Raw genomic sequence first — 14,450 nt, forward strand, 5'->3', positions numbered from 1 at the left:
CTAACCTTGACCCGTGCTGCTGCTCGCGTTCGACACCGCTACCCCCGCCGTCACCGCCGCCGTCCACGACGGCACGGCCGTCCTCGCCGAGACCCACCAGGTCGACGCCAGGCGCCACGGCGAACTGCTGCTGCCCGCGATCGACCAGGTGCTGCGGGCCGCCGGGGTGGACAAGCACCGGCTGACCGGCATCGCGGTCGGCGTCGGCCCCGGCCCGTACACCGGACTGCGGGTCGGTCTGGTCACCGCCGCCGCGCTCGGGCACGCGCTCGGGCTGCCCGTCCACGGCGTCTGCACCCTGGACGCGATCGCCTTCCAGGCCCGCGCCGAGGGCCTGGCCGGGAAGCCGTTCACGGTCGCCACCGACGCGCGCCGCAAGGAGGTCTACTGGGCCTCGTACGACGCCGAGGGCCGCCGCACCGAGGGCCCGGACGTCGACCGCCCGGCCGAGCTGACCCCGCGGGAGCGCTCCGTCGGCGCCGGCGCGCTGCTCTACCCCGACGCCTTCCCGGGCGCGCACGGCCCCGCGCACGTCTCGGCCGGCGCCCTGGCCGGCTTCGCCGCCGCCGAGCTGGCCGCCGGGCGCGAGCTGCTGCCGAACCACCCGCTGTACCTGCGCCGCCCGGACGCCCAGGTCCCGGCCGGCTACAAGGCGGTGCTCCCGGCGTGAACCACGGCACCACCCTGCGCCCGATGCGCTGGTGGGACATCGCGCCGGTGCTGGAACTGGAGCTGCGGCTGTTCCCCGAGGACGCCTGGTCCGCCGGGATGTTCTGGTCCGAGCTGGCCGACGCCCACCCCGGCGGCACCCGCCACTACACCGTCGCGGCCGCCCCGGACGGCACCGTCGTCGGCTACGCCGGGCTGATGGCGATCGCCGGCGAGGGCGACGTCCAGACCATCGCCGTCGACGAGCGCCACCAGGGCTCCGGCCTCGGCGCGGCGCTGCTCACCGACCTGATCCGGGAGGCCGCCCGGCGCGAGTGCGCCGAGCTGCTGCTGGAGGTGCGGGTGGACAACCCGCGCGCCCAGCGGCTGTACGAGCGGCACGGCTTCGAACCGGTGGGCATCCGGCGCGGCTACTACCAGCCCGCCAACGTCGACGCGCTGGTGATGCGCCTCGACCGCCCGGGTCTCGGCCACCCGGGACCCGACCACCCGGGCCTCGACCGCCCGAGCACTGACAGCACCGACCCGAAGGACATTGAGGACACCCGCCATGGCTGACGAACCGCTCGTCCTCGGCATCGAGACCTCCTGCGACGAGACCGGCGTCGGCATCGTGCGCGGCACCACGCTGCTGGCCGACGCGGTCGCCTCCAGCGTCAACGACCACGCCCGCTTCGGCGGCGTCGTGCCGGAGATCGCCAGCCGCGCGCACCTGGAGGCGATGGTCCCGACCATCCAGCGCGCCCTGGACACCGCCGGCATCAAGGCGAGCGACCTGGACGGCATCGCCGTCACCGCCGGCCCCGGCCTGGCCGGCGCGCTGCTGGTCGGCGTCAGCGCCGCGAAGGCGTACGCCTGGGCGCTGGACAAGCCGCTGTACGGGGTCAACCACCTCGCCTCGCACATCTGCGTCGACCAGCTGGAGCACGGCCGGCTGCCCTCGCCGACGATGGCCCTGCTGGTCTCCGGCGGGCACTCCTCGCTGCTGCTCAGCGAGGACATCACCAGCGACGTCCGCCCGCTCGGCGCGACCATCGACGACGCGGCCGGCGAGGCCTTCGACAAGGTCGCCCGGGTGCTCGGCCTCGGCTTCCCCGGCGGCCCGATCGTCGACCGCACCGCCCGCGACGGCGACCCCGGGGCGATCGCCTTCCCGCGCGGCCTGTCCGGCAGGAACGACCCGGCGTACGACTTCTCGTTCTCCGGCCTGAAGACCGCCGTCGCCCGCTGGGTGGAGGCCAAGCGCCGGGCCGGCGAGGAGGTGCCGATCGCCGACGTGGCGGCGTCCTTCCAGGAGGCCGTCACCGACGTGCTCACCCGCAAGGCCGTCAAGGCGTGCCGGGACAACGGCGTCGACCACCTGATGATCGGCGGCGGCGTGGCGGCCAACTCGCGGCTGCGCGAGATGGCCCAGCAGCGCTGCGACCGGGCCGGCATCCGACTGCGGGTGCCCCGGCCGGGCCTGTGCACCGACAACGGCGCGATGGTCGCGGCGCTCGGCGCCGAGATGGTGTGGCGCGACCGCACGCCGTCCGCCTTCGACCTGTCCGCCGACTCCTCGCTGCCGGTGACCGACGTCCACGTGCCCCACACGGACTTCCACGGTCAGGCCTACGACGCCCTCGGCGGCGGCGCGGCATGACCGTCGCCGCGATGTGGGAGGCCCGGGCGGCGACCGGCCGGGCCGGCGAACTCGCCGCCTGGGTACGGGAGTCGGCGCTGCCCGCGCTGCGCGGCTCGGCCGGGCTGGAGCGCCTCGAACTGCTCTCCGCCCCGGGCGAGAGGGTGCTGCTGATCGCCTGGTGGAGCGGCGAGCCGGTGCCCGTCGCCGACCCGCCGGCCGAGCTGTTGGGCCGCCCGGTGCACCGTTGGTCCTTCACCAGCGAGCACATCGAATAACTGATCGGGAACCGCTGACCTGTTCGCTACCGTGCTAGCTGAGAGAAAGCTGGACGGGAGCCGGGAGCGCGCAGCGGTGATCAGGGACGGGCGGAGCAGGGCCAGGACGTACGCGGCGGGGGCGGTGGCCCTGCTGGCCTTCGCCACCGCGTGCGGTGACGGCGGAGGCGGCGGTGGGGCCGCCCCGGCCGCCGCGGCCACGTCCGCCGCGGCCCGGCCCACCGGCGCCGCGCCGACCACCGGCGCCGCGACCGCCACCCCGGCCGGCGCCCCGGCGGGAGCGGGCGCGGCGGCCTGGGCCAAGTGGGGCCTCACCCCGCTCGCCCCCGCCCCGGCGCCGCCCGCCGACAAGCCCGTCAAGCTCCAACGGACCGGCCCGGTACCGGTGTTCAGCGACGTGAAGACGAGCGACAAGGTCGTCTTCATCACCATCGACGACGGCGCCGAGAAGGACCCGAAGTTCGTCGAGATGCTGACCGACCTCAAGGTGCCGGTCTCGATGTTCCTGACCCGGGACATCGTCAGGAACGACTACGCGTACTTCAAGCCGCTCCAGGCGCTGGGCAACCACGTCCAGAACCACACCGTGGACCACCCGGTGATGAGCAAGCTCCCGGCGGACCGGCAGAAGGCCGAGATCTGCGACGCGCAGTCCGCGCTCACCCAGCAGTACGGCACCGCCCCGCTGCTGTTCCGTCCGCCGTTCGGCGACGGCGCCAACACCCCGGTGCTCAACTCCTCGGTCCAGGAGTGCGGCCCGCGCGCCATAGTGCTGTGGCGCGAGTCGATGCAGATCCACGACATGCAGTACCAGTCCGGGGACAAGAAGCTGAAGCCCGGCGACATCGTCCTGGCGCACTTCCGCGGACCCAAGGAGCTCAAGGGCGCCACGATGACCCAGATGTTCGGCGACCTGCTGGCCCGGATCCAGGAGCAGGGCTTCTCGGTGGCCCGGCTGGAGGACTACATCCAGGCGCCCGCCTCGTAGCTCAGACCGGCCGTCCCAGCATCATCAGCGGCCCGTGGTCGGTGCGGCTGAGGATCACCGTGACGGTGTTCGGCCCGGAGGGCTTGAGCTGGCGGCGCAGCTCCTCCGGGGTGATCGCCATCCCGCGCTTCTTGATCACCACCGTGCCGACCGCCCGCTCGCGCAGCAGCGCCTTCAGCTTCTTGATGTTGAACGGCAGCACGTCGGTGAGCTCGAAGGCGTGCGCGTACGGGGTGGCGACCAGTTCGTCCGAGGTCAGGTAGGCGATCTTCGGGTCGATCAGCCGGCCGCCCACCTGCTCGGCCACCTCGGCCACCAGGTGGGCCCGGATCACCGCGCCGTCCGGCTCGTACAGGTAGCGCCCGACCGGGCCGGCCGGCGGGTCGGGCAGGTCGCCGCCGGTCAGGCTGGCGGCCTGCGGCAGCAGGGTGGCGCGGTGCGGGCTGGCGGCCCGGGTGCCGAACCAGAGCACCGCCTCCTTGACGTCGCCGTGGTCGGACACCCACTCGGCCTCGGCGTCCTGCGGCACCGCCTCGTGCGGGATGCCCGGCGCGACCTTCAGCGCGCCGACCGGGGTCCGCCGGCCGGCCTCGACGGCCCAGGAGAGCGGCGGGGCGTACGCCTCCGGGTCGAACACCCGGCCGCGCGAGGTGCGCCGGGCCGGGTCGGTGAACACCGCGTCGAAGCCGGTGACGTCCACCTCGGCGACGTCCGCGCAGCGCACCTCGACCAGGTCGGCCAGGCCCAGCGCGGCGGCGTTGGCCGCGGTGGCGGCGCAGGCCGCCGGGTCCCGGTCGACGGCCAGCACCTCGATGCCCGCCCGGGCCAGCGCCAGCACGTCCCCGCCGATGCCGCAGCAGAGGTCCGCCAGCCGCCGTACGCCCAGGGCGGCGAACCGCCGCGCCCGCCACTCGGCCACGCTGCGCCGGGTGGACTGCTCCACCCCGTTGGGCGTGAAGTACATCAGGTCGGCGTCGGCCCCGAACTTCGCCCGCGCCCGCTGCCGCAGCCTCGCCTGTCCGAACGCCGCCGACACCAGCTCCGCCGGGTGCTCCCGGCGCAGCCGGGTCGCCAGCGCCAGCTCCTCCTCGGGGGTGAACTCGCGCAACTCGGCGAGCAGGGCCTGGCCCTCGGGGGTCAGCAGCGGCTGGAGGTTCTCGGTGTCCACGGGGCCATTCTCGCCGGTCGGGCGCTCCCGCTCCGCGTGCCCGCCGGCTCCGGCGGGCCGGACGGCGTCAGCGCCACAGGACGCCCGAGGAGAGGACCGCCGGCAGCACGAAGGGGGAGAGCACCGCGGCGACCGGGAGGTACTGGTAGCCGGACCGCCGGCTGCGGAAGGCGACCACCAGGCCCGCCGCCAGGGCGGCGACCGGGGCGGCCAGCATCCCGATGCCCAGGAAGGCCCACTCGAGGCCGTCCCCGTCGTCCCCGTGGCCGGGCCCGCTGCCGAGGGAGGCGACGACGAAGAAGACCACGAACGGCAGCGCGGCTCCCAGCAGGGGCAGCGACAGCAGGGCGAGGGCGGCGTCCGTGGTCCGGGACGGGCCGACGCGCACCGGGATCGATGTCATGACGAGGAGTCTGCCGACGGCGGGAGCGTCGCACATGAGTACGGCTACTCATCCGCGAACCCGGGTTCCCAGGGCGCGTCGTTGGCACTCTGGTTGACTGAGTGCTAACACGGCCCTATGGTCGTCCTTGGCACTCCCCACTAGGAGAGTGCTAACGCGACGACGCGTGTCTGACCCCCGCGACGGCAGACCCGCAGGATCGCCCCTACCCGTTAGAAAACCCCGTAATCTCCGAAGGGGAGCTCGGACGTGACCACCAGCAGCAAGGTTGCCATCAAGCCGCTCGAGGACCGCATCGTGGTCCAGCCGCTCGACGCCGAGACCACCACGGCCTCCGGCCTGGTTATCCCGGACACCGCCAAGGAGAAGCCCCAGGAGGGCGTCGTCCTGGCCGTCGGCCCGGGCCGCTTCGAGGACGGCCAGCGTCTGCCGCTCGACGTCGCCGTGGGTGACATCGTCCTGTACTCGAAGTACGGCGGCACCGAGGTGAAGTACCAGGGCGAGGAGTACCTGGTGCTCTCCGCTCGCGACGTTCTCGCCATCATCGAGAAGTAAGTCGTCCCGACCCGCCCCGGATCCGTGTCCTCCGTGACAGTGGCCCGGGGCGTGGTTGTTGGTTCACGTAGTTCGGCGGCCGGTCGGCCGGCCGCAGCCCCGAGGGAATAGGGAACATGGCGAAGATCCTGCAGTTCGACGAGGACGCCCGCCGCTCGCTGGAGCGCGGTGTCAACAAGCTGGCCGACACCGTCAAGGTGACCATCGGCCCCAAGGGCCGCAACGTCGTCATCGACAAGAAGTTCGGCGCCCCGACCATCACCAACGACGGTGTCACCATCGCCCGCGAGGTCGAGCTGGACGACCCGTACGAGAACCTTGGCGCGCAGCTCGTCAAGGAGGTCGCCACCAAGACCAACGACGTCGCGGGTGACGGCACCACCACCGCCACCGTGCTGGCCCAGGCCCTGGTCAACGAGGGTCTGCGCAACGTCGCCGCCGGTGCCGGCCCGGCCGCCCTGAAGAAGGGCATCGACAAGGCCGTCGCCGCCGTCTCCGAGCACCTGCTCTCCATCGCCCGCGAGATCGAGGGCAAGGACGACGTCGCCGCCGTCGCGTCCCTCTCCGCCCAGGACACCCAGGTCGGCGAGCTGATCGCCGAGGCGATCGACAAGGTCGGCAAGGACGGTGTCATCACCGTCGAGGAGTCGAACACCTTCGGCGTGGAGCTGGACTTCACCGAGGGCATGCAGTTCGACAAGGGCTACCTGTCGCCGTACTTCGTCACCGACGCGGAGCGGCAGGAGGCGGTCCTGGAGGACCCGTACATCCTGATCAACCAGGGCAAGATCTCCTCCATCCAGGAGCTGCTGCCGCTGCTGGAGAAGATCCTCCAGGGCGGTGCCTCCAAGCCGCTGCTGATCATCGCCGAGGACGTCGACGGCGAGGCGCTGTCGACCCTGGTCGTGAACAAGATCCGCGGCACCTTCAACGCCGTCGCCGTCAAGGCCCCGGGCTTCGGCGACCGCCGCAAGGCGATCCTCGGCGACCTGGCCGTCCTGACCGGTGGCCAGGTCATCTCCGAGGAGGTCGGCCTCAAGCTCGACCAGGTCGGCCTGGACGTGCTGGGCACCGCCCGCCGGGTGACCATCACCAAGGACGAGACCACGGTCGTCGACGGCGCCGGTGACGCCGAGGCCGTCGCCGGCCGCGTCGCCCAGATCAAGGGCGAGATCGCCGCGACCGACTCCGACTGGGACCGCGAGAAGCTGCAGGAGCGCCTGGCCAAGCTGGCCGGCGGCGTCTGCGTCATCAAGGTCGGCGCCGCCACCGAGGTGGAGCTGAAGGAGCGCAAGCACCGCCTGGAGGACGCCATCTCGGCGACCCGCGCCGCGGTCGAGGAGGGCATCGTCGCCGGTGGTGGCGCCTCCCTGGTCCACGCCGCCAAGGTGCTGAACGACGGCCTGGGCCTGTCGGGCGACGAGGCCACCGGTGTCGCGGTCGTCCGCAAGGCGCTGCACGAGCCGCTGCGCTGGATCGCGCAGAACGCCGGCCTGGAGGGCTACGTCATCACCTCCAAGGTCTCCGAGCTGGAGGCCGGCCAGGGCTACAACGCCGCCACCGGCGAGTACGGCGACCTGGTGAAGGCCGGCGTCATCGACCCGGTCAAGGTCACCCGCTCCGCCCTGGAGAACGCCGCCTCGATCGCCTCCCTGCTCCTCACCACCGAGACCCTCGTGGTGGAGAAGAAGGAGGAGGAGGCCGACAACGGTCACGGCCACTCGCACGGCCACGGCCACTCGCACTGAGGCTCCGACGCCTGACCGGAGGCCCGGTCCGCGCCCCGCGAGGGGGAGCGGACCGGGCCTCCGGCGTTCGCCCATGCTTCAACTATCAGTAGAATTTTGCAGATTCCAAAGATTGCCTTATAAATAAGGCATGATCGAGGCCCGCCATCTGCGCGTCCTGCGTGCCGTCGCCCGCACCGGCTCCTTCTCCGCCGCTGCCCGCGAGCTGGGCTGTACGCAGCCCGCCATCAGCCAGCAGATGAAGGCCCTGGAGAAGTCGGTGGACACCCCGCTGGTGGTCCGCTCGGGCCGCGGGATGCAGCTCAGCGAGGCCGGCCGGGTCCTGCTCAAGCATGCCACCGGAATCCTGGCCGGGCTCTCCGCCGCCGAGGAGGAGGTCGCCGCGATCGCCGGGCTGCGGGCCGGGCGGGTGCGGCTGGTCTCCTTCCCGACCGCGAGCTCCACCCTGGTGCCGCCCGCCGTCGCCCGGCTGCGAGACGGCCATCCCGGGGTGCGCGTGTCGCTGGTCGAGGCGGAGCCGCCGGAGTCGCTGGCGATGCTGCGCGGCGGCGAGTGCGAGATCGCGCTGGCCTTCCGCTACCCGCAGTCCGAGGGCGTCGCCGCGGCCCCGGCGCCCGCCCACGGCACGCCGCGCGAGGCCCGGGCCGAGGCCAACCTGGAGGCGCAGCAGCTGACCGCCGGGACCGACTGGTCCGATCTGGTGGTCACCCCGCTGCTGGACGACCCACTGGTGGGCCTGCTGCCCGCCGACCACCCGCTGGGCGGGCGCGGCGGGGCGGTGGAGCTGGCCGAGCTGGCGGGGGAGCAGTGGATCGCCGGCTGCCCGCAGTGCCGGGGGCACCTGGTGGAGCTGTGCGCCGGCGCGGGCTTCGAGCCCCGGATCGACTTCGCGACGGACGACTATCCGGCGGTGGTCGGCCTGGTGGCGGCCGGGCTGGGGGTGGCGGTGCTGCCCCGGCTGGCGCTCCAGTCGGTGCGTCCTGACGGCGTGTCGACGGTGCCGGTGCGGACGGCCTCCGGGGCGCCCGCGGTGCGCCAGGTGGTCGCGCTGACCCTGCCGGACCTGGCCGAGGTGCCGGCCGTGGCGCTGATGCTGGAGCGGCTGGCGGGGGCGGCCGCCACGCGCTGACGGTGGGTGACGGGGCCGCGGTGGTCCTGTACGTACAGTGAGCCGACAGGCTGAAGCGCCGCGAGGAAACGTTTCTTCACGGCGCTCATGGAGACGGGTCTAGCGCCGGGCGACCGCCGGCGGGGTCAGCGGAACCTCGACCAGCCGGTGCCGCGAGCGTCCCAGCATCTCCTCGCGCTCGTCCTCGGTCATCCCGCCCCAGACGCCGTACGGCTCACGGACCGCCAGCGCGTGCGCCGCGCACTCGGCGATCACCGGGCAGCGCATGCACACCTCCTTGGCGCTGGCCTCGCGCGAACTGCGCGCGGCCCCGCGCTCGCCCTCGGGGTGGAAGAAGAGCGAGCTGTCCACGCCACGGCAGGCTGCGGAGAGCTGCCAGTCCCAGAGGTCCGCGTTGGGACCGGGGAGGCGGGAGAAATCTGCCATGGCTCATTCCCTTCAGAGGCTGTCGGCCGTCGGCCGGGCGTTCGGCGGGGCTGGCTGCCGAGCGGTGCGGCGGGGCTTCGATGCACTGGTGTGGACACCTGGAAATATGACTTAAGGCAACTCCATGGACAAGTCACCCACACACTGGCACAACAGTCAATGACCATACGAAAGCTATAAAAAAGGGCATAGTGGGCAAGGGGTCCGCCGGGCGCGGGCGTGGCAATCGGGTGGCCCGAGGGGCGCGCGGCGTGCCGGGCCGGTGTGCGGGTCGTACGCCGACCGCGCGCGAGCTGCGCAAAAGAGCGGCGTGTGCACCGCGATGCGGCTGATCGGTAACGGGTCGGCCACGTACAGTGGTGGAGATGGCCCCGAAGGCCGTAACTCATTCGAGTGACGGTCGTTGGAAGTGCGGAGGCGGTTAGCGGGCGCCGGACGTCGGGAACGATCGCGGGCAGGTTGGGGCGATCAGCACGGAGTCTGTCGCCGATCGGCCGTGTCGGAGAGGTTCGTACCAGCCAGGAGGCTCAACGTGACGCGGATCAGCTGCGGAGGACGACGGTCATGACTTCCGTTCTCGTTTGCGACGATTCCCCGCTCGCCCGCGAGGCGCTTCGCCGCGCGGTCGCGACCGTACCCGGTGTGGACCGGGTCACCACCGCGACGAACGGGGAGGAGGTCCTCCGCCGCTGGGTGGCCGACCGCTCCGATCTCGTTCTGATGGACGTCCGGATGCCCGGCCTCGGCGGGGTCGAGACGGTCCGGCGGCTGCTGTCCGCCGACCCGGGCGCGCGGATCATCATGCTCACCGTCGCCGAGGACCTCGACGGCGTCGCGCTCGCGGTGGCCGCGGGCGCCCGCGGGTACCTGCACAAGGACGCCTCGCGCGCCGAGCTGCGGGCCACCGTCACCCAGGCCCTCGCCGACCCGACCTGGCGGCTCGCCCCGCGCCGACTGCGCAGCCCCGACATGGGCGCGGCGCCGACGTTGACGGCGCGTGAGATCCAGGTGCTGGAGGGCATGAGCCACGGCCGCAGCAACGCCGAGATCGGCCGCGAGCTGTTCCTCTCCGAGGACACCGTCAAGACCCACGCCCGACGGCTCTTCAAGAAGCTCGGGGCCTCCGACCGGGCGCACGCGGTGGCGCTGGGCTTCCGCTGGGGCCTGGTCCGCTGACCACCGGCGGCGCCGCCGGTTGCGGCGTGCCGCCGGCGGTTCCCGGAGCGGACGCCGCACAGGCGTGTGACGTTACGGTCCCGAGGTTGCACCATGGAGGAGTGGAGCACCTCGGGGACCAGCGGACAGGCACTGCGGCGAACCACGCAGCCGCAGGACACTCGGCGGACGGCGCGACGGACGGTACCAGCGACGGCGGCGGGGCGGGAGGCGGCACGGTGCAGGAGGGGCCGGTGGTGCACGGCATGCCGCACGGTGCCGCAGCGCATAACGTTCCGGTGCACAACTCCGGACGCGGTGCCGCGTTTTCCCGCTCGACCAGGCACCATGGACCGATGCGCGACGACGTCGCCGGTACGGCCGGCCAGGCGGACCCGGTGGAGGCCGAGCCCTCCGGTCCGGGTCACGATCCGTCGTACGCCGAACCCGGCGGTTCCGCCGGTGCGACCGGGCCGGACCGCCCGCCGGTGCTCGGCAAGGGCGGCTCCCCGTTGGTGGGCGAGCTGGTCGCGGCCGCCGTGCGCGGCGAGGGCCCGGCGATCGACGCGCTGCTCGCCTACGTCCACCCGCTGGCCCTGCGGTACTGCCGCGCCAGGCTGGTCCGGCTGCCCGGCGGGGCCCGGCACCACGTGGACGACGTCGCCCAGGAGGTCTGCGTCGCGGTGCTCTGCGCGCTGCCCCGGTACAAGGACCAGGGGCGCCCGTTCGAGGCCTTCGTCTACGGGATCGCCGCGCACAAGATCGCCGATCTCCAGCGGGCCGCGATGCGCGGGCCCGGCTCGACCGTGGTGCCCCAGGACGACCTGCCGGAGGTGCCGGACGAGGCGCTCGGCCCGGAGGAGCAGGCGCTGCTGAGCAGCGACGCGGCCTGGGCGAAGGAACTGCTCTCCAACCTGCCGGCCCGTCAGCGCGAGCTGGTGCTGCTCCGGGTCGCCGCCGGACTGTCGGCGGAGGAGACCGGCGAGGTGCTCGGGATGTCGCCCGGTGCCGTCCGGGTGGCCCAGCACCGGGCGCTCAGCCGGCTGCGGGCGCTCGCGGAGGAGTCCTCCTGACCTGTGCCGTTCCCGCCGCTCGCGGTGGAATGGTCCATGGTGCGGGGTTGTTGTCAAGGGCACACGAGGACACATTCGCGGTGCCAGTACCATGGGGTATCGGCGCCTGGGCGGGTTGCCAAAGTTTGACGGGTGCGCGCGGGGTCCCCTTGGAGGATCCTCCCATTGCACCCGGCTTCGGCGGTCTGCGCGAGTGAGCGATGAATGCGCCCCCACCCTCAGGGCGTGAGCGGATAAGGCCGGCCACGGAAGGTACCCCCCAAATGTCTTACAACGCCGCAGGCGTACCCGAGAAGTTCGCCATGCTCGGGCTCACGTACGACGACGTCCTGCTGCTGCCCGGGGCCTCCGAGGTGCTGCCGAACCAGGTGGACACCTCCTCGCGGGTCTCCCGGAACGTGCGCGTCAACATTCCGCTGCTGTCCGCGGCGATGGACAAGGTCACCGAGTCGCGGATGGCCATCGCGATGGCGCGCCAGGGCGGCGTCGGCGTGCTGCACCGCAACCTGTCCGTCGAGGACCAGGCCAACCAGGTCGACCTGGTGAAGCGGTCCGAGTCCGGCATGGTCACCGACCCGATCACGGTCGGCCCGGAGACCACCCTGGCCGAGGCCGACGCCCTGTGCGCCAAGTTCCGCATCTCCGGCGTGCCGATCGCCGACGAGGCGGGCAAGCTGCTCGGCATCGTCACCAACCGCGACATGGCCTTCGAGTCGGACCGCAGCCGCCAGGTCCGCGAGATCATGACCCCGATGCCGCTGATCACCGGCAAGGTCGGCATCTCCGGGGTGGACGCGATGGCCCTGCTGCGCCGCCACAAGATCGAGAAGCTTCCGCTGGTCGACGACGAGGGCCGGATCAAGGGCCTGATCACCGTCAAGGACTTCGTCAAGGCCGAGCAGTACCCGAACGCCGCCAAGGACGCCGAGGGCCGGCTGCTGGTCGGCGCCGCCGTCGGCGCCAGCGCCGAGGCGTTCGACCGGGCCCAGGCCCTGGTCGAGGCCGGTGCGGACTTCCTGGTGGTGGACACCTCGCACGGCCACAGCCACAACGCGCTGGCCTGGATCGCGAAGATCAAGTCGGCCGTCAAGATCGACGTGGTCGGCGGCAACGTCGCCACCCGCGACGGCGCCCAGGCGCTGATCGACGCCGGCGTGGACGGCGTCAAGGTCGGCGTCGGCCCCGGCTCCATCTGCACCACCCGCGTGGTCGCCGGCATCGGCGTCCCGCAGATCACCGCCATCTACGAGGCCGCGGTGGCCTGCCAGGCGGCCGGCGTGCCGGTCATCGGCGACGGCGGCCTGCAGTACTCGGGCGACATCGGCAAGGCGCTCGCCGCCGGTGCCGACACCGTGATGCTCGGCTCGCTGCTGGCCGGCTGCGAGGAGTCGCCGGGCGAGCTGATGTTCATCAACGGCAAGCAGTTCAAGTCCTACCGCGGCATGGGCTCGCTGGGCGCCATGCAGTCCCGCGGCCAGGGGCGCTCCTACTCCAAGGACCGCTACTTCCAGGCCGAGGTGGCCTCGGACGACAAGCTCGTCCCCGAGGGCATCGAGGGCCAGGTGCCCTACCGCGGCCCGCTGTCGGCCGTGCTGCACCAGCTGGTCGGCGGTCTGCGCCAGACCATGGGCTACGTCGGCGCCGCCACCGTCGCCGAGATGGAGAGCAAGGGCCGGTTCGTCCGGATCACCTCGGCGGGCCTCAAGGAGAGCCACCCGCACGACATCCAGATGACCGTCGAGGCGCCGAACTACTCGGCCCGCTGACACCGCCGGACCACCGAGGGGCCCGCTGCCGCACCGCGGCGGCGGGCCCCTCGGGCCGTCCGGGCGTCCGGGCGCGGGCCGTCGGGGCGGGACCAGCGGCAGTACGGGATACTGGGGTGCGGTCGGGGTGACCCGGCAGGCATGAGCAACAAAGCAGAAGGGCTCGAAGTGACTGAGATCGAGATCGGGCGAGGCAAGCGCGGCCGACGGGCGTACGCCTTCGACGACATCGCCGTCGTCCCCAGCCGCCGTACCCGGGACCCGAAGGAGGTCTCGATCGCCTGGCAGATCGACGCCTACCGCTTCGAGCTGCCGTTCCTGGCCGCCCCGATGGACAGCGTGGTCTCGCCGCAGCAGGCCATCCAGATCGGCCGCCTCGGCGGTCTGGGCGTGCTGAACCTCGAAGGCCTGTGGACCCGCTACGAGGACCCGCAGCCGCTGCTGGACGAGATCGCCTCGATCACCGACGAGTCCACCGCGACCCGCCGGCTCCAGGAGATCTACTCCGCGCCGATCCGCGCCGAGCTGATCAAGCAGCGGATCCAGGAGGTCCGCGACTCCGGCGTGGTCACCGCCGCGGCCCTGTCGCCGCAGCGCACCGCCGAGTTCTCCAAGGCCGTCGTGGACGCCGGCGTCGACGTCTTCGTCATCCGCGGCACCACCGTCTCGGCCGAGCACGTCTCCGGTGCCGCCGAGCCGCTCAACCTCAAGCAGTTCATCTACGAGCTGGACGTCCCGGTGATCGTCGGCGGGTGCGCCACGTACACCGCGGCGCTGCACCTGATGCGGACCGGCGCCGCCGGGGTGCTGGTCGGGTTCGGTGGGGGCGCGGCCCACACCACCCGGAACGTGCTGGGCATCCAGGTGCCGATGGCCACCGCCGTCGCCGACGTGGCGGCCGCCCGTCGCGACTACATGGACGAGTCCGGTGGGCGCTACGTGCACGTCATCGCGGACGGCGGGGTCGGGTACAGCGGGGACATCCCGAAGGCGGTCGCCTGCGGCGCCGACGCGGTGATGATCGGGGCCGCGCTGGCGCGGGCCACCGACGCTCCGGGCAAGGGGATCCACTGGGGGATGGAGGCCGTCCACGAGGAGCTGCCGCGGGGCAAGCGGGTGGACCTCGGGACGGTCGGGACCACCGAGGAGATCCTGACCGGGCCGTCGCACACTCCGGACGGGACGATGAACCTGTTCGGTGCGCTGCGGCGGGCGATGGCCACGACGGGGTACACGGAGCTCAAGGAGTTCCAGCGGGTCGAGGTGACGGTGAATCCGGCGCTGGATCACCGCTGAGGTTTGTCGATGGGGGCCCCTGCCGGGTGACGGTGGGGGCCTTCGGGGTTTGTGGGGGGTTCTTGTTCGGGGGGTGGGCTTTCGGGAGGGTGGGGGGCCGGGGGCGGCTCCGGGGGTGGGTGCTGCGGGGGCTGGGTGATTTTCAGACTGCCGGTTCTGGGGGTGGGGGCTGGGG

15 protein-coding genes are annotated in these 14,450 nt (G+C 72.7%); 12 read left to right on the forward strand and 3 right to left on the reverse strand.

What is annotated here, in order from left to right:
- The first annotated feature begins 13 nt into the window (after positions 1-13).
- From tsaB to ACIQI7_RS24270, 5 genes are read left to right on the forward strand one after another with little or no spacing between them, the layout of a single operon-like run.
- The gene (gene tsaB / locus ACIQI7_RS24250) at positions 14-670 is read left to right on the forward strand and encodes a tRNA (adenosine(37)-N6)-threonylcarbamoyltransferase complex dimerization subunit type 1 TsaB (RefSeq protein WP_401113220.1); all 657 of its coding nucleotides are present in this window, start codon (positions 14-16) and stop codon (positions 668-670) included.
- Between the two features lie 23 nt (positions 671-693).
- Complete coding sequence (rimI, locus tag ACIQI7_RS24255) at positions 694-1,227, forward strand: ribosomal protein S18-alanine N-acetyltransferase (RefSeq protein WP_401113255.1); 534 nt, start codon at positions 694-696, stop codon at positions 1,225-1,227.
- Positions 1,220-2,311 (forward strand): tRNA (adenosine(37)-N6)-threonylcarbamoyltransferase complex transferase subunit TsaD, encoded by a 1,092-nt coding sequence (gene tsaD, locus ACIQI7_RS24260; RefSeq protein WP_387756375.1) that lies wholly within the window; start codon positions 1,220-1,222, stop codon positions 2,309-2,311. The genes rimI and tsaD overlap by 8 nt, the downstream gene beginning before the upstream one ends.
- On the forward strand, positions 2,308-2,568 hold the full coding sequence (locus tag ACIQI7_RS24265; RefSeq protein ID WP_387756377.1) for a hypothetical protein: 261 nt from the start codon (positions 2,308-2,310) through the stop codon (positions 2,566-2,568). Before tsaD ends, ACIQI7_RS24265 begins: the two co-directional genes overlap by 4 nt.
- 31 nt (positions 2,569-2,599) lie before the next feature.
- Positions 2,600-3,556, forward strand: coding sequence for a polysaccharide deacetylase family protein (locus ACIQI7_RS24270; RefSeq protein ID WP_401113222.1), 957 nt, complete (start codon positions 2,600-2,602; stop codon positions 3,554-3,556).
- Position 3,557: 1 nt separating this feature from the next.
- Here ACIQI7_RS24270 and ACIQI7_RS24275 read toward each other — a convergent pair whose 3' ends face one another.
- Positions 3,558-4,724: a methyltransferase domain-containing protein gene (locus tag ACIQI7_RS24275; protein ID WP_401113223.1), complete on the reverse strand. Its 1,167-nt coding sequence runs from the start codon at positions 4,722-4,724 to the stop codon at positions 3,558-3,560.
- A gap of 67 nt (positions 4,725-4,791) precedes the next feature.
- Positions 4,792-5,127, reverse strand: coding sequence for a hypothetical protein (locus ACIQI7_RS24280; RefSeq protein ID WP_401113225.1), 336 nt, complete (start codon positions 5,125-5,127; stop codon positions 4,792-4,794).
- A 249-nt stretch (positions 5,128-5,376) separates the two neighbouring features.
- Between ACIQI7_RS24280 and groES the strand changes: the two genes are divergently transcribed.
- The 3 genes from groES (at position 5,377) to ACIQI7_RS24295 (ending at position 8,559) form a co-directional block, all read left to right on the forward strand.
- The gene (gene groES / locus ACIQI7_RS24285; protein WP_014136232.1) at positions 5,377-5,682 is read left to right on the forward strand and encodes a co-chaperone GroES; all 306 of its coding nucleotides are present in this window, start codon (positions 5,377-5,379) and stop codon (positions 5,680-5,682) included.
- A 116-nt stretch (positions 5,683-5,798) separates the two neighbouring features.
- On the forward strand, positions 5,799-7,430 hold the full coding sequence (gene groL, locus ACIQI7_RS24290) for a chaperonin GroEL (protein ID WP_387756385.1): 1,632 nt from the start codon (positions 5,799-5,801) through the stop codon (positions 7,428-7,430).
- Positions 7,431-7,560: 130 nt separating this feature from the next.
- Positions 7,561-8,559: a LysR family transcriptional regulator gene (locus ACIQI7_RS24295; protein WP_401113227.1), complete on the forward strand. Its 999-nt coding sequence runs from the start codon at positions 7,561-7,563 to the stop codon at positions 8,557-8,559.
- Positions 8,560-8,658: 99 nt separating this feature from the next.
- Here ACIQI7_RS24295 and ACIQI7_RS24300 read toward each other — a convergent pair whose 3' ends face one another.
- A complete protein-coding gene (locus tag ACIQI7_RS24300; RefSeq protein WP_350735776.1) occupies positions 8,659-8,985 on the reverse strand; it encodes a WhiB family transcriptional regulator in 327 nt (108 codons plus the stop codon).
- Positions 8,986-9,549: 564 nt separating this feature from the next.
- Here ACIQI7_RS24300 and ACIQI7_RS24305 point away from each other — a divergent pair.
- From ACIQI7_RS24305 to ACIQI7_RS24320, 4 genes are all read left to right on the forward strand, one after another.
- Positions 9,550-10,161 carry a response regulator transcription factor gene (locus ACIQI7_RS24305; RefSeq protein ID WP_014136228.1) on the forward strand — a complete coding sequence of 204 codons (612 nt, stop codon included), beginning with the start codon at positions 9,550-9,552 and terminating at the stop codon, positions 10,159-10,161.
- A gap of 335 nt (positions 10,162-10,496) precedes the next feature.
- Entirely contained in the window at positions 10,497-11,213 is a 717-nt protein-coding gene (locus ACIQI7_RS24310; protein ID WP_401113230.1) for a sigma-70 family RNA polymerase sigma factor, read from the forward strand.
- A gap of 263 nt (positions 11,214-11,476) precedes the next feature.
- Positions 11,477-12,979, forward strand: a complete 1,503-nt coding sequence (gene guaB, locus ACIQI7_RS24315) for an IMP dehydrogenase (protein ID WP_401113232.1) — start codon at positions 11,477-11,479, stop codon at positions 12,977-12,979.
- Positions 12,980-13,147: 168 nt separating this feature from the next.
- Positions 13,148-14,275 carry a GuaB3 family IMP dehydrogenase-related protein gene (locus ACIQI7_RS24320; RefSeq protein WP_387756394.1) on the forward strand — a complete coding sequence of 376 codons (1,128 nt, stop codon included), beginning with the start codon at positions 13,148-13,150 and terminating at the stop codon, positions 14,273-14,275.
- Positions 14,276-14,450 lie beyond the last annotated feature (175 nt).

The organism is Kitasatospora sp. NPDC092039, assembly GCF_044756065.1.
In the GTDB taxonomy this organism is placed as follows: Bacteria; Actinomycetota; Actinomycetes; order Streptomycetales; family Streptomycetaceae; genus Kitasatospora.

What these genes read in the sequence shown, in the direction of transcription:
- groL (WP_387756385.1), top strand. Translation starts at nt 5,799, where the DNA reads ATGGCGAAGATCCTGCAGTTCGACGAGGACGCCCGCCGCTCGCTGGAG.
- rimI (WP_401113255.1), top strand. Translation starts at nt 694, where the DNA reads ATGCGCTGGTGGGACATCGCGCCGGTGCTGGAACTGGAGCTGCGGCTG.
- ACIQI7_RS24300 (WP_350735776.1), bottom strand. Translation starts at nt 8,985, where the DNA reads ATGGCAGATTTCTCCCGCCTCCCCGGTCCCAACGCGGACCTCTGGGAC.
- ACIQI7_RS24280 (WP_401113225.1), bottom strand. Translation starts at nt 5,127, where the DNA reads ATGACATCGATCCCGGTGCGCGTCGGCCCGTCCCGGACCACGGACGCC.
- tsaD (WP_387756375.1), top strand. Translation starts at nt 1,220, where the DNA reads ATGGCTGACGAACCGCTCGTCCTCGGCATCGAGACCTCCTGCGACGAG.
- ACIQI7_RS24265 (WP_387756377.1), top strand. Translation starts at nt 2,308, where the DNA reads ATGACCGTCGCCGCGATGTGGGAGGCCCGGGCGGCGACCGGCCGGGCC.
- ACIQI7_RS24310 (WP_401113230.1), top strand. Translation starts at nt 10,497, where the DNA reads ATGCGCGACGACGTCGCCGGTACGGCCGGCCAGGCGGACCCGGTGGAG.
- guaB (WP_401113232.1), top strand. Translation starts at nt 11,477, where the DNA reads ATGTCTTACAACGCCGCAGGCGTACCCGAGAAGTTCGCCATGCTCGGG.
- ACIQI7_RS24305 (WP_014136228.1), top strand. Translation starts at nt 9,550, where the DNA reads ATGACTTCCGTTCTCGTTTGCGACGATTCCCCGCTCGCCCGCGAGGCG.
- ACIQI7_RS24295 (WP_401113227.1), top strand. Translation starts at nt 7,561, where the DNA reads ATGATCGAGGCCCGCCATCTGCGCGTCCTGCGTGCCGTCGCCCGCACC.